Origin of the sequence: Paenibacillus sp. (genome assembly GCF_035645235.1) — a bacterium.
Classification (GTDB): Bacteria; Bacillota; Bacilli; order Paenibacillales; family YIM-B00363; genus Paenibacillus_AE.
The window spans coordinates 1-13,599 of sequence record NZ_DASQMZ010000001.1; the positions used below are offsets into that span (position 1 = coordinate 1).

Genomic DNA, 13,599 nt, shown 5'->3' on the forward strand with positions numbered 1-13,599 from the left:
TATGTTCGGCATCTGGAACGATTTTATCAATCCCTTAATTTATTTGCAGGATACGAACAAGATGACGGCCATCACGTACATCTATAATTTTAAACAAAAATATTCTACGGATTGGGGAGCCGTGTTCGCCGTTTGTACGCTTATTTCCGTACCGCTGCTTATCGTTTTCGGGGTCGTGCAGAAGCGCTTGTTCCAATCCGTCGCCGCCGGCGCTTTGAAAGGATGACGGATACGGGGAGCTTGGCGAGGATGCCGTCGCTGCCGGCAAGCGGCTTCGTGCTCGGAGACGTTCGCAGGACATCGACGGGAAGAAAATGAACCGAGAGCCGGCTTTGCCTGTCCCCAGCCCCTTCCTGATGTGATATGGTAAGAGGAAGGGTTCATTTTCCTAGAGGGGGCATACGATCCATATGGCATCACCATCACCTGACATTATTACGTTCGGCGAGACGATGGCGCTTCTGCTGCCGAATCAAGGGAAGGGCATCGAACACGCGAAGACGTTCGAAAGCTCCTTCGGCGGCGCGGAGAGCAATCTGGCGATCGGATTGGCGCGGCTCGGCGTCGGCGCGGGTTGGTTCGGCCGGCTCGGCGACGATCCGCTCGGAAGAACGATTCTCAAAGGAATTCGCGGGGAAGGCGTGGACGTCTCGCGCGCGGCGCTCGTCGACGGCGAGCCGACGGGATTGATGCTTCGCGATATGGCGTGGGGGAAATCCTCGGTTTATTATTACCGAAAGCTCTCCGCCGCAAGCAAGATGACGCCCGCCGATCTGGACGAAGCCTACATAAAACAAGCTAAAATCTTACATATTACCGGCATTACGCCGGCGCTGAGCGAATCGTGCCGGGAGACGGTCTTCGCGGCCGTAGACATCGCTCGGCGACACGGCGTGAAGGTCAGCTTCGATCCGAATCTTCGGCTAAAGCTGTGGTCGCTCGAGGAGGCGAAGCCCGTCCTGCAACGGCTGGCGGAGCAGGCGGATTATTATTTGCCGGGTTACGACGAGCTTCAGCTGTTGTACGGCACGGATGATTTCGAAAGCATCGTCGCGGAGCTGCGAATGCTGAAGGCGGTGTCCGTCGTGAAGGGCGCGGGCCAGGAAACCTTGGTCGTGGGAAAGGATCGCATCGAGCGGGTGCCTTTCTTTCCGGTCAAGCAGGTCGTCGACACGGTCGGAGCCGGGGACGGATTTTGCGCGGGCTTCCTGTCCGGCGTCGTCCGAGGGGAGAGCCTCGTCGAGGCGGTCCGGATCGGCAGCTTGGTCGGCTCCCTCGTCGTGCAGGGCGTCGGCGATTGGGAAAGCATTCCGCCGCGATCGATCGTGGAGGCCGAGCTGGGGCTCCGAAAGCATGTCGAACGGTAATGGGCAGATTGCCGTTTGCATTTTCCGCTTCGATGTGGTAAGATAAGTTTATCGTATATGAGACGGTTGAAGTCACATATTGGGAAAGAGTTGCGATGCTGACCTCTTTTTCAAGATGTGACTTTTTTTATCGGACCATGTAACAATTTACTTTTTGGAGGAATTACAAGATGCAAACAGGTACAGTGAAATGGTTTAACGCAGAGAAAGGTTTCGGCTTCATCGAAGTACAAGGCGGAGACGACGTATTCGTACATTTCAGCGCCATCCAAGGCGACGGCTACAAGTCCTTGGACGAAGGCCAGCGCGTTGAGTTCAACGTCGTACAAGGCAACCGCGGCAAGCAAGCCGAAAACGTCGTAAAATTGTAATCGCCCGCTGCCCTGCTTCCGAAGTAGGGCAGCTTCTTTTTTTTCGCCAGATTAAAAAAGGAGGGGTTCGCATGTATTATTCGCGGAAACGACCGATGGAGGACTACCCGACTGAATCGACGGCCGTCTGGACGTGTACGAAGGAAGGGTGCAAGGGGTGGATGCGCAACGAGTATTCGTTCGCGGACGTACCGGCTTGCGCGCAATGTCGCTCCCCGATGACGCTCGGCATGCGAAATCTCCCCGTCTTGATGGATTCTACGTACGACCGGAAGCCGGCGGCGAGCAAGAAGCCCGCCGTCGCGGAAGTGGCTTTCGGGCCCGCCGGCTCGTAAACGTCGTCTTGATTTACGTCAGCCGCCCTTACGGGCGGCTTTTTTTCGTTGGTGCATCATGCATAAGCACAACAAGGCGACGGGCAGGGCGAGCTGGAAGACGATCGAAAGCGGCATCCAGAACTGATCGAACGTAAAGATTTGGAGCGCATGCTCGAACGCGAGGATCGCGACCGCGACGGCCGCGGCGCCGAGCACGACCGAGATCGCGGACAGGCGGAGCTTGGGAAAGATGCGGGCGACGCCGTTCGAGGCGATGTATAGGCTGAAGCTCGTCTTTACGATCATCGCAGGCAGCCAGATGCCGACCATCGGCAGGTCAAGGCGATCGAGGAAATCCGTCAAGCGAATCTTTCGGATCATCTCGTAGTTCGGGTAAAGCGTTCGTGCCGGAATTTCCACGCCCAGCGACAGGACAAGACAAACGGTTAGAATCGTAAGCAACGTCCATCCGAGCAAGACCGAATAGATGCCATAGCGGAACGTCCACGTGCGGCTCGTCGCGATGAACGCGATGCCGGTGGCTTCGCCGGCGTATGCCACAATGTGAGAAGCGCCATAAAACACGTCCGGAAACGGGTGCTGAAACGCCGGCAGCAAATTACCGAGGACGAGCGTGCTTGCGAGAAATATCGGGATGCCGAGCACGAGCAGCACGAGCATCGGCTGCCATAGCTGGCTCATGCGGCCGACGGACGTCTTGCCGTGTCGCGCGATGGCGATAATGCAGAGACCTAGGCAAACGGCGACCGCCGTAAGCGGCGTAATCGTTAATAAACTGACCTTCACGAAGTCGGTGGTCGAACGGACGTCCCGAACCAGGATGCCGAAGAAAAACAGGACGTACCCCGCGACGATCGCGCGCCCGAGGATCGGGTAGGACGAGACGAGTCCGTCCATGAGGTCTTTGCGCGGGAAACGAGACGCCAGCAACCCGACCGCGACGATCGCGGCGAGGCCGTACGCCAGCGCGATCAAGTAAGCGAGCCAAAAGTCGCTTCGCAGGTCGCGGATCACGAGGCTCGGCTTGCTGACGAGCGTACCGTCCAAAACGAAGGCGCAGCCGATCATTAACACTTGGGAACGGGACAATCGCGGGCTCATTGACGTACCTCCTCTTTCGGGACGCCCAGCGGATGCTTGATCGTACCGGGATGCTGGAAGCGGAGCTCGGCGCGAACCTGAATGTCGGCTCTTCCGTAGATGTTCCGCCAACGTTCCTTGATTTTCCGCCATTCGGAGGGGTGATAGCGATATAAGTGGAGACCGAAGCCGATCGGATCGACGCGGTGCTCCTTCGTAACGTCGATCGCTTCGCGGATCGTCGCCTCCAAATATTCGTTCACGGTTTCCTCCAACTTAGCTACCGGCTCGCCGTCTTCCGCAAATCGGTAGGTCGAATTGTTTTCCGAGGCGATCATCTCGCCTTTCACGCGAATCGTAAACCGGGGAACGGCTCCGCCCGGCTGGGCATCGATATGTACGTTGGATTTCGTTACGCGCATGGTGATGTACCCTTTCCCCTCCGGGGCGGATACCGTGACGACCGGCTGACTCGCCTGGTTTAACGCGAACATAAGCCCTCTCGCCGCGTCCCCTTCCAAAGTCGTCGCTAATCGATCGCCTCGAAATAAGGCAATCCCTTTCAACACAGCCTCCCGTTCCGCCCGATCCGTCTTGCCTCCATGGGTCGTGCCGACGAGGGGGATATACGGATCGGTCCCTTCCATAAGCAAGGCGTTCACGGTCGCCTCGATCGTCACAGGGCGTTTATAAGATAACCCGGCGATCTCTCTCAGCATCTCCGCAGGCGACTGCTCCAGCGACGAGTCTACCTCGAACAGCTTCTCTGCATCGCCTTCGCTCATTAGCAAATACGCCGTCATCCGGTTTTGCGGAACGCGACCCAGGATGTCCATCAGCTCCGCGATGCCCAACTTCGCGAGTCCTTCGCCGATCAGCAGCACCCTTCTGTGGGAGAAATTGACGTATCGTGACAGCGAAGCCTGCTGCTTCGCAACCGCTTCGCGTCCGGTGCGTCCGGTCGCCGTCTCGGTATGCCACGCCTGAGCGCCGCGGGTGCCGCCGCCGCCGCCCGTCGAGCCGGCGCCCCCCAACTGGCTCGGGAGCGGAAATTGGATAGTCACCTTATAAAGTTCGTCCACCTTGTCCACCGCAGTAGCGGAAATAAAGACGATATCGTTAATTTCCCGCCGGTCCCAGCAGCCCGTTAACGGAACGAGCGCAAGGAGCGTTAAGAGCAGCGCGAACGATCGACGCATGGCGAGCTTCCTCCTCGTGACGGAAAACTAAGATTAGAATCGGCGTCTCCGGCTCGGCGCCGCGACGGTCGGCCTGCGTTTCATGCGGTACCATGGCGCCCGCATAAGAATATCCTTCAGCTCGGAAAGACGTAATGGGGCGATACCGGTCATATACGGCACGCCGAAGGACGTCAAGTTACATAAGTGCGCAGCCAGCAAGACGGTGCCGATGATCATGCCGTACAAGCCGAAGGCGCCTGCCAGCAGCATAAGCGGGAAGCGCAGCATGCGGACCGCGATGCCGAAGTTGAAACGCGGAATCGTGAACGAGGCGATCCCGGTCATGGAGACGACGATGACCATCGGCGCGGAGACGATGCCGGCCTGCACGGCAGCTTGACCGATGACCAGCGCTCCTAAGATGCTGACCGCTTGCCCGACCGTCTTCGGCAGACGGACGCCGGCTTCGCGAAGCGCTTCGAAGGCGAGCTCCATAATTAACGCTTCGATCAGCGCCGGGAACGGGATCGACTCCCGGGCGGCCGCGATGCTGAGCAGCAGGCTCGTCGGCAGCAGGTCGTGATGGAACGTAATCGTCGCGACGTAGATACCAGGCAAAAACAACGCCAAAAACAATAACACGTAGCGAAGCAATAGGATGAAGGTGGCGAACGAAAATTTTTCGTAATAGTCCTCGGCTGCATGCAGCATTTGCCAGAACGTAATAGGCGCGGTCAAGACGAAGGGCGTACCGTCGACGAAGACGGCGAAACGGCCTTCCATAATTTGGGCGGCGACGACATCCGGGCGTTCGGAATAAATCATCTGCGGGAAGGGCGACCGCGGCCGCTCCTCCAGCATCTCCTCGATATAGCCGCTCTCCAGCACGGCGTCGATCTCGATGGCTTTCAGCCGCCGGCGTACGTTCTCCAGCACGGGCTTGCGAATCAACCCCTCGTGATATGCAAGGACGACGCGCGTTTGCGAATCGGAGCCGACGCGGTAGGATTCAAACTTTAGCTGCGGCGTACGTATTTTATTGCGCAATAACGCGAGATTCGGATCGATGCGTTCGATGAAGCCTTCCCGCGGACCGCGGATGACCGCCTCGGTGGCGGGTTCTTTAATTCCCCGGGCGAGCATGTTCGGCAGGCTGAAGAGATAAGCGCGCGCCTCGCCTTCGACGAATAAAGCGGCGAAGCCCATATACACTTGTCGCAGCGCATCCTCGAGACGGTCCGCGAAGGATGCGTTCATCGCATGCAGGGCGACCGTCTCGTACGATGCGCCGCGCAGCGGCTCAAGCAGCTGCTCCTCGAGACGCAGCTCGTCGATGGAGCCTTCGAGATAGACCAATAATCCGTCGACGCCGGAAACATCCTGCGTTCGGCGAAGCTTCGCGTCGGACGCGGGCTCTATGGCCGAGCGGATCGTTCGTTCTAATTGATCGATCGGCTGCGGAAGCGTCGATCCGCTGATCATGGCGATCTCCTCCTCAAGCCATAGGTTTCCAAGGTTAGCGCGATTTCATGCGAAACGGGAAACATTTTCGAAATAATTAGACTAACGGTCTAAAAATGCATATAATGGGGAGAGATCATTCGTTAGGAAGGCGGGCGGGGGCTATGGCGGCGTTCATGCGGGCGGCGACGCGAAAGAAGCGGCAGCGCGTCGTCGAGACGGCGGTTCGCTTGTTCGTGGAGCGCGGGTACGAGCAAGTATCGGTCGACGAAATTATTCAGGCGGCGAATATATCAAAGGGGACGTTTTATCACTATTTCGAAAGTAAGGAAGACCTGCTCGGGGAGCTGACGTCGGTGCAAGCCGACATCGTCGAACGATGGCTGCAAACGCCGCCGGCGTTAGTTCCTTCGCTGGAGGGACACATTAATCGACTGTTCCTAGACTTGGGGTCTAATATTGCCGAGATACCGCGGCTCATCCGCAGCCTGGCGTCGCTTGCGATGAGCAACGAGAACGTTCGCCGCCGGCAGGCGGAGCAGCTGGCCGCGCTCGAGGCCGCCGTGATGAAGTGGCTGCCGGATCGCAGGAAAGCGGAGCTGCTCGTGGCGACGTATTTCGGCACGCTCACGGTGTGGGCCTACCGGGAACGACCCGGCTTGCTCGCGGATTTGCAATCGAATTTATCGGCGGCGTGGGCGGGGCTGCGCGCGGCGGAGCTTCCTGCGCCCGTCGCCTTGCCTGCGAAGGAGAAAGAGGGGGTTCGCATGAAAGTAGCCATTATCGGCGGAGGCTTGGCGGGGCTGACCGCAGCGGCCTATTTATCCGAGCATTCGGGCATCGAGGGCGTCCTGTTCGAACGAAGCCCGCAGCTGGGCGGACGCGCGTTCACGTACGAGAAGTCGGGTTTTACTTTGAATTACGGCGCGCATGCGATCTATGCGTTGGACCGGCACGAATTGACGAATTTGGAAAACGAACTCGGGCTTTCCTTCGGCAGCAAGCAGGTCGATAAACGCAAGGTCGTCTATGCGAAGGACGAATTGATCACCCCGGCGCCGCTCGACGCGATGAATTTGATGAAGACCGAGCTGCTGCCGTCGGCGCAGAAGGTGCGCTTCGTCGCGGAAATCGCGGCGATTATCGCGAACATCCACCATATGAAAAACTACCGGACGCTCGGCGATTATTTGGCGGAGGCGGAGAGCGGGGAGGACCTGAAGGAGCTTTGGGAGCATCTGGTTTGCTCGAACTTCTTTATCGCGCCGTCGGACGCCCGCAAAGTGCCCGGGGCCGTCATCGAGGAATACTACCATAACCTGTTCTTATCCAGCCGCCCGGTAAACTATGTGCTCGGCAGCTGGGCGGTCATTACGAATCAGCTGAAGCAAAAGGTCGAGAGCTCCGGTCGTTGGGCGATCAAGCTGCAGGAGGCGGCCGAGGAGATTCGGTACGAAAATCGGAAATATCGGCTGCGATCGAAGAACGGCGAGGACGAGTTCGATCGGATCGTGTTCGCGATGCCGGTCCAACAAGTCGTCAAGCTGCTGCGCGGGACGCCGTGGGAGCCGTTCCTCGCGGATTACGAGGGAGCGACGCCGACCGAAGTCATGGTGTACGACGTAGGCCTCTCGGAGGTCGTCGCCCGGCCGTTCTCGTACATTAGCGATATGAATCGGAAGCTGTTCATCTCCGACGTGTCGGCGACCGATCATACGGTCGTGCCGGAGGGCGGCCAGCTGCTGCAGGGCATCGCTTATCTCGAGGACGCCTTCGATAGCGAAGAGGAGCGGAAGGCGTACCTCGACGAGAAGACGGCGCAGATGGAAGCGACGTTCGATGCCCATTATCCGGGATGGCGGGAGAAGGTCGTCGTCAAGCGCGTGTCGAAGAAGGCGATGGTCGCCAGCGTGAAAAACATCGTGACGAATCGGCTGCTGCCGGTACGGCTCGAGCATGTGCCGTTTTATTTTTGCGGGGACGGCTGCGAGGGAAAAGGCGAACTCGCGGAGCGGGCGTTCTCGAGCGCTCGCGCGGCGGCGAGGCAGCTGCTCGCGGAGGCGAAGAAGGAAGCGTTGCAGCGGGCGTAAACGGGAGGCGAGGCTTCTCCGGGAAGCATCTGATCCAATAAAAGAAAGACGCCGATCCGGCGTCTTTCTTTTATTGGAAGAAGAGCGAAAACGCCCACCCCCCGGCCCAGATGCCAAGGCCCGCCAGCACATTCAGCCACCCCAAGAAGAAGGCGTATTTCCCTTCCCTGCGCATGTCCTGTTCTTTGTAGTTCCGTGCGTCGGACAGCAAAATCGCTGCGCCCGAGACAAGGAACAGCAAGATGACGTACAAGAGGTAACCCGAATTCGATTGGTACAAGGCTCGCGTCCCCCTTTCGTTACTGCGCCTTCTGTCCGACGCGGCGAATGTCGAACGTCGCCTTCACGGACACGTCGAGATCCTCGAAGGCGCGCTGCCAGCCTTCCTTCGACTTCACCCGGCGGTTCCAGTACGACGGAAGGTGCGCCCGAACGTATTCGCCGTACCCGAAGATGTCCGAATGCTCTTCCTGCATGAGGGCGATAAACCGTTCGTACCGTTCGCTGAAGCGGGAGGACAGCTCCTCCCGAATGCGCGCAAGATCCGCCGGCGTATCGATGTTCCCTTCGGCTTGATCCGAAGCCTCGGTAATATTGCCCTCCAGGTCGACTTGGATTTCGATCGCGGGCCGGCCGTTCCGGAGGACGGCGCGCGTGGACGATCTCCGGTTCGAAACCCGGAACATCGCCGTCTCGTCGGAATCCGGGATGTGCACGAAGGAGGAATAGCCGCCCTGCTCCTCGCCGGCCAGCCCCATGTAAAGGCCGATCTCCAGCGTATCCGTCGACCCGATCATTTTCTCGCCTTTGAAGTACGCCATACCGGACAGCTTGACGTTATCTTTGTTTTGAATTTCCAAATAAGGCAGGATCGCTTCCTGCCCCAGGCTGGACATCTTGATCCAGAAGCTGCCGATCGGCTCCATCGGATATTTCCCCATCTCTACCGCATGGTCCATCGTCGACAACAAGTAAAGCGCAGGCACGCGCTCGAGCTGCGGCGCGGTCTTCATATATTCGTGCGCATGTTCTTTCGACACTACCAGCCAAGCGAGTCGGCGCACTTCCGGGTTGCGCCGCAAGAAGTCGTTCAAGTTCCCGGTGCCTCGGCGGGCGTATTCCTCCGACACGACGATCACCCGCAGATGACCGAAGAAGAGCCGGTCGGCGACCTCCTGCTGCAACGTTTGCACCGCTTCGTCGATTGTGTGGCCGAGCGATTCCAGCACCCACACGGGGCTCTCTCCTTCGCCTCCGCCCCCGCCTCCGCCCGTTCCCCCGCCTCCGCCCGGGCCGAGCGGAATCCGGCCCGGGACGGCGATCTGCGCCGTCAGCCGGACGGTCTTGCCTTCGGGCAGCGGCGTGTCGTTCCCGTATTTCCGCGCCGTGCGTTCTACACTCGAGAAGCGGTCGACCTCCTCGGAATCGGCGACGTCGATGGCGATCGCGAGCACGACCGCGCGTTCTTCGATCTCGAGCCGGTCCCAGCACCCGGTCAATACCGGGAGAAGCAGCGCCAAGGCCAGTCCGGTCGCGAGCTTTCTCATGCGCGCTCCCCCCTCTGCCCGCGCAGCAGGGCGACGAGCAGCAGCAGCCCGGGGTATCCGATCGTGAGCAGCAATCCGATGCCTCCGACGATCTCGATGATGCGGTACAGTTCAAAGACGTTGGCCGGCAGCATGGCGATCGTAAAGACGATAGGAAGCAGAGCGAAGGTGAACAGGCGATGGTCGCCCAGCCGCAGCAGCTCCCGCAGCGTGAAGACCGTCAGGAAGTAGCTCGAGAGCAATGTCGTAAAGACGGCGGTGACCCATACGGACAAGAACGCCGCGTCCAACCGCTCCAGCACGTTAGCCGGCAACGCGGTCGTCTTCGCGAGCTCCAGCGTCGGCCAAAGCAAATTTTTCGTCTCCATCGGACCGAACACCGCGACGACCGCCACGACGGTGAGCAGGTACAAGCCTCCCGCGATCGCCATGCCGAACGCGCCGGCGATCATCGCCTTTTCCGGGCGGCGCATCGCCGGAATGACGATCGTCATGACGAAGAAGCCTTGGAATAAGGCCGCGATCGTCAGCACCCCTTCGATAAAATGGGGGCGGTGGTTGCCCATGACCGGCAAGAGGTAGAGCATATTAGAGTTCTTTAAGCTCAGCACGACGATAATCAGCGCCGGGAACAGCACGATCGGCAAGTAGAACATGTGCATGTACGAGAAGGAGCGCATGTCGCTGCGCGCGGACAACGTCGCCAGCAGCAGCATAACGATGACCGTCACTTCGATCGGCGTGTTCTTTAGCACGGACGTCACGACGACGGTGCCGAATTCGCGCGCGGCCAGCGCCGTCAGCAGCGCGAAGAAGACGACGATGGCTGCGCTGCCGAGGACGGAAGGCCACCGTCCGACGACGCTCTCGCTCATGCGAACGAACGACATGCCGGGAAAGCGCATGCCGAGCAGCGTCGTCAGGAACAATCCGACGGATGCCACCCCGATGGCGGTCAGCGTCGCGAGCGGAGCGCCCGTCTCCGCCGCCTCGACCGCGAACAGCGGCAAGGGCAGGACGCCGACGCCGATAATCGTGCTAACGAGAATCGCCGTCGCTTGGATGACGGTAACCGTCTTTTCCGGCTCGGCCATCGTTCCCCGCCTCCTTCCCGTCGATCGCGTTCGGATCGAGCACATTTTCGTTTTGCGACCCTTGATTCGCGACCGTCTCTTGGCCGACGCGTTCGGCGTCGCCCGTCTGAAGCAGGGCGGGGCGCGACTTCATCCACCAAAGCGGACTGCGGATCAACAGGTCCTTCAAGCCCTGCCAGTTGCCCGGCACCGCCGGCGTCAAATACGGCACGCCGAACGAGCGCAAGGAGAGCGCGTGGTTGCCGATTAAAATTAAGCCGACGACGATGCCGTACAGGCCGAACATGCCGGCGAGAAAAATCAGCGGAAACCGCAGCATCCGCAGCGCGAACGCGGCGTTGTAGGCCGGCGTGGCGAACGAGCCGATCGTGGTGAGCGCGATGACGACCACCGTGATCGGGCTGGCGAAGCCCGCGGACACGGCGGCTTGCCCGATGACCAAGACGCCTACGATAGACAAGGCGCCGCCGACCTGCTGAGGGAGCCGGATCGTCGCCTCGCGCAGCACCTCCATGGAAATTTCCATCACCAACACCTCGACGACGGACGGGAACGGAACGCCGGCTCGTCCGCCTGCGACGGCGATCGCGAATTCCGTCGGAATGAGCTCCGGGTTGAAGGAGATGATCGCGACGTACAACGATGGCGTAATCAGCGAGAACAGCAGGGCGATGACGCGCGCCAGCCGGGAGAACGAGCCCTGCAGGAAGCGGGAGGAGTAATCCTCCGACGATTGATAAAACTGAACGAACACCGTCGGCGCGATCAGCGCGAAGGGCGAGCCGTCGACCAGGATGATGACCCTGCCTTCGATCATCTGGCCGACGGCGCGGTCGGGCTTTTCGGTGTTTTGGATTTGCGGGAACGGCGACCAATGGTTATCCTCGATCAGCTGCTCCAAATACCCGGAATCCAATATGCCGTCGATGTCGACGCTTTGCAGCCGCTTCTTTACTTCGCGCACGAGCTCCGGATTGGCGATGCCCTCCAAGTAGCAGACCGCGACCTTCGACTTCGTGATCCGGCCGACCCGCATAATATGGATTCGCAAATCCGGCGTCGGCAGTCGGTAGCGGATCAACCCGAGGTTGAAGATCAGCGGCTCGATGAAGCCCTCCCGAGGGCCTTGGATCGTCTGCTCCGTCGGCGGCTGCGCGATCGAGCGCTTCGGCACGGCGGGCGAGCCGATAATGAACGCCTCGTCCAGGCCGTCGACCGCGACCACGACTTGTCCTTGCAGAATCGCGTCTAACAGTTGGTACACGTTGCTCTCAAGCGTGCACTCGCCGTGAATGAGCGCCTCCTCGGCGATAACGCGCTTGAGCCGATCCGGCTCGACGCTTTTCCCTTTCAAGTGGCGGGGGCCCTGCATCAACGGCTGAAGGATGTCTTGGTTCATCATCGATTGATTCGATAAATCCGTGAAATAAAACAGCGCGGCGGGCGTGCGTCCGAACACTTGAAATCGGCGGCAGAGGAAGTCGTCGGCGTCGCCGAGCAGGTCGCGGACGAGTTGAATCGTTTGCTCCAATTCCGGCGTCAGCCGCGCTTGCGCGTATTCCTCCAACGTGCGGTGGGGCGGGGAGGTTCGTCCGGCCATGACGTCCATCCTTTCACTTGCTTATATGTATAAGAATAGATGCATTCGTATTTACTATTCTCATGATACAGCCGCTTCATGCAGGGCCGATTTCTTAAGAAGATCGCGCGACGCGGCGAACGGGTTTATAATAGAGGTACTCGCACGACAGGGAAGGAGGCCGCGTCTATGTTATCGGAAGTGCCGGGAGCCGTCTTGGCGGCCGCCGCGTCGATTCTTGGCGCGATCGTGTTTTTGGTCATCTGGGCTACCAATAAGGGGTACTCGAAGCGATGGGACGAGGAGTGACGGCGTCGAAGGCGACCTTCTTGCACGGCGCGATCGCGAATATGCGCGTCGACGTCTTGCATGCCGCTTATACGAAGGTGCCGCCGACTTGGGCGGAGCACGATTACGTACCGGAATTCAATAAATTATATTTTATTATGGAAGGCACCGGGTATCTCAAGATCGGAGGGGTCGAATACGACCCGAAACCGGGAGAGCTGTATTGGATGCCGGAGGGCGTGCGCCAATCCTATGCGACGAAGGGCGAGGACACGTTCGGCAAACATTGGTGCCACTTCGCGGCGACAGTCGGCGACGAACCACTATACCGCGTGCTGGACGCGCCGGTGCGGGTACGAATCGTCGAGGCGGAGCGGGGCAAGCTGGCGGACGCGTTCGAACGGCTCTCATTTTGGCGGACGCAGGGGGAGCTCGGGGCCGCGCTGCGGGCGCGCGCGGAGCTGCTCACCATTCTTGCGACGTTCCTGGAGCATGGCGAAGGCGCGAAGGTGCGGATGGCGTCTTCCGGTTCGATGGAGCGGATGAACCGCGTGCTGCAGCATGTCGAAGCGCATCTGCACGAACCGCTGACGGTGGAGGAGCTGGCGGCGCTCGCGCATTATCATCCGAACTATTTCATTCGCCAGTTCAAGCGCACCACGGGATATTCGCCGATCCGCTACATCAACGGGCGGCGCATCGAGCGGGCGAAGTCGCTGTTCGCGACGACGGCGCTGAACGTGTCGGAGGTCGCCGACCGGTTCGGGATGGAAGTGTCTTATTTCTCGCGGCTGTTCAAGGAGACGACCGGATTTACGCCGTCGCAATACCGCGAGATGTTCACGTAAAGCAGAAGCAGCCGGGACCGAAGGTCATGATGCCTTCGCCCGGCTGCCGTTCGTATTCGGGGGAATCCGCTGCGGTATCGCAGCGTGTTACGGGTAAAACGTGTTATCCTTCGTCGTCGTCGGGCACCAGCGGACGTACGTCAGCTCTTGCAGCAGCGCGTCCCGCGCTTCCGGCGTGCCGATGTAGCGAAGGGCCTCGGCCGCATGGGCGCGCACGTAGCGGTTCTCGTCGTCGAGCGCGGCGGTGAGCGCCGGCACGGCGGCCGCGGCGGCCGCGCCGAAGCGGCACAGCGCGAGGCCGGCGGTGAAACGCGTCTGCGCGTCTCGGGCGTCGCCGAGGGCGCGGGCGAGCGCG

The 13,599-nt window shown here is 60.0% G+C and carries 13 protein-coding genes and 1 pseudogene; 6 read left to right on the forward strand and 8 right to left on the reverse strand.

Going from position 1 to position 13,599, the window contains the following annotated elements; genetic code table 11:
- From VEZ38_RS00005 to VEZ38_RS00020, 4 genes and pseudogenes are all read left to right on the forward strand, one after another.
- Positions 1-226: pseudogene (locus tag VEZ38_RS00005) on the forward strand (carbohydrate ABC transporter permease); the annotation flags it as partial.
- Between the two features lie 184 nt (positions 227-410).
- Positions 411-1,367 carry a sugar kinase gene (locus tag VEZ38_RS00010; protein WP_324890639.1) on the forward strand — a complete coding sequence of 319 codons (957 nt, stop codon included), beginning with the start codon at positions 411-413 and terminating at the stop codon, positions 1,365-1,367.
- 170 nt (positions 1,368-1,537) lie between these two features.
- A complete protein-coding gene (locus VEZ38_RS00015; RefSeq protein ID WP_324890641.1) occupies positions 1,538-1,738 on the forward strand; it encodes a cold-shock protein in 201 nt (66 codons plus the stop codon).
- A 71-nt stretch (positions 1,739-1,809) separates the two neighbouring features.
- Positions 1,810-2,073 carry a cold-shock protein gene (locus VEZ38_RS00020; RefSeq protein WP_324890643.1) on the forward strand — a complete coding sequence of 88 codons (264 nt, stop codon included), beginning with the start codon at positions 1,810-1,812 and terminating at the stop codon, positions 2,071-2,073.
- 18 nt (positions 2,074-2,091) lie between these two features.
- Here VEZ38_RS00020 and VEZ38_RS00025 read toward each other — a convergent pair whose 3' ends face one another.
- Genes VEZ38_RS00025 through VEZ38_RS00035 form a run of 3 tightly spaced genes read right to left on the reverse strand, consistent with a single transcriptional unit; the run spans position 2,092 to position 5,819 of the window.
- Entirely contained in the window at positions 2,092-3,177 is a 1,086-nt protein-coding gene (locus VEZ38_RS00025; protein WP_324890645.1) for an endospore germination permease, read from the reverse strand.
- On the reverse strand, positions 3,174-4,355 hold the full coding sequence (locus VEZ38_RS00030) for a Ger(x)C family spore germination protein (protein ID WP_324890647.1): 1,182 nt from the start codon (positions 4,353-4,355) through the stop codon (positions 3,174-3,176). The genes VEZ38_RS00025 and VEZ38_RS00030 overlap by 4 nt, the downstream gene beginning before the upstream one ends.
- Positions 4,356-4,388: 33 nt before the next feature.
- Complete coding sequence (locus VEZ38_RS00035; protein ID WP_324890649.1) at positions 4,389-5,819, reverse strand: spore germination protein; 1,431 nt, start codon at positions 5,817-5,819, stop codon at positions 4,389-4,391.
- Positions 5,820-5,962: 143 nt separating this feature from the next.
- On the opposite strand from VEZ38_RS00035, the gene VEZ38_RS00040 reads away from it, so the two are divergent.
- Positions 5,963-7,888, forward strand: coding sequence for an FAD-dependent oxidoreductase (locus tag VEZ38_RS00040; RefSeq protein ID WP_324890651.1), 1,926 nt, complete (start codon positions 5,963-5,965; stop codon positions 7,886-7,888).
- Positions 7,889-7,958: 70 nt separating this feature from the next.
- On the opposite strand, the gene VEZ38_RS00045 is transcribed toward VEZ38_RS00040, so the two are convergent.
- From VEZ38_RS00045 to VEZ38_RS00060, 4 genes are read right to left on the reverse strand one after another with little or no spacing between them, the layout of a single operon-like run.
- Positions 7,959-8,168 (reverse strand): CLC_0170 family protein, encoded by a 210-nt coding sequence (locus VEZ38_RS00045; RefSeq protein WP_324890653.1) that lies wholly within the window; start codon positions 8,166-8,168, stop codon positions 7,959-7,961.
- A 19-nt stretch (positions 8,169-8,187) separates the two neighbouring features.
- The gene (locus VEZ38_RS00050; protein WP_324890655.1) at positions 8,188-9,435 is read right to left on the reverse strand and encodes a Ger(x)C family spore germination protein; all 1,248 of its coding nucleotides are present in this window, start codon (positions 9,433-9,435) and stop codon (positions 8,188-8,190) included.
- Positions 9,432-10,529, reverse strand: a complete 1,098-nt coding sequence (locus VEZ38_RS00055) for an endospore germination permease (protein WP_324890657.1) — start codon at positions 10,527-10,529, stop codon at positions 9,432-9,434. The genes VEZ38_RS00050 and VEZ38_RS00055 overlap by 4 nt, the downstream gene beginning before the upstream one ends.
- Positions 10,474-12,129 (reverse strand): spore germination protein, encoded by a 1,656-nt coding sequence (locus tag VEZ38_RS00060; protein WP_324890659.1) that lies wholly within the window; start codon positions 12,127-12,129, stop codon positions 10,474-10,476. Before VEZ38_RS00060 ends, VEZ38_RS00055 begins: the two co-directional genes overlap by 56 nt.
- A 272-nt stretch (positions 12,130-12,401) precedes the next feature.
- Between VEZ38_RS00060 and VEZ38_RS00065 the strand changes: the two genes are divergently transcribed.
- Complete coding sequence (locus VEZ38_RS00065) at positions 12,402-13,244, forward strand: AraC family transcriptional regulator (RefSeq protein WP_324890661.1); 843 nt, start codon at positions 12,402-12,404, stop codon at positions 13,242-13,244.
- Positions 13,245-13,331: 87 nt separating this feature from the next.
- Here VEZ38_RS00065 and VEZ38_RS00070 read toward each other — a convergent pair.
- Positions 13,332-13,599 (reverse strand): HEAT repeat domain-containing protein (locus tag VEZ38_RS00070; protein WP_324890663.1); only part of this gene is annotated, 268 nt, incomplete at its 5' end.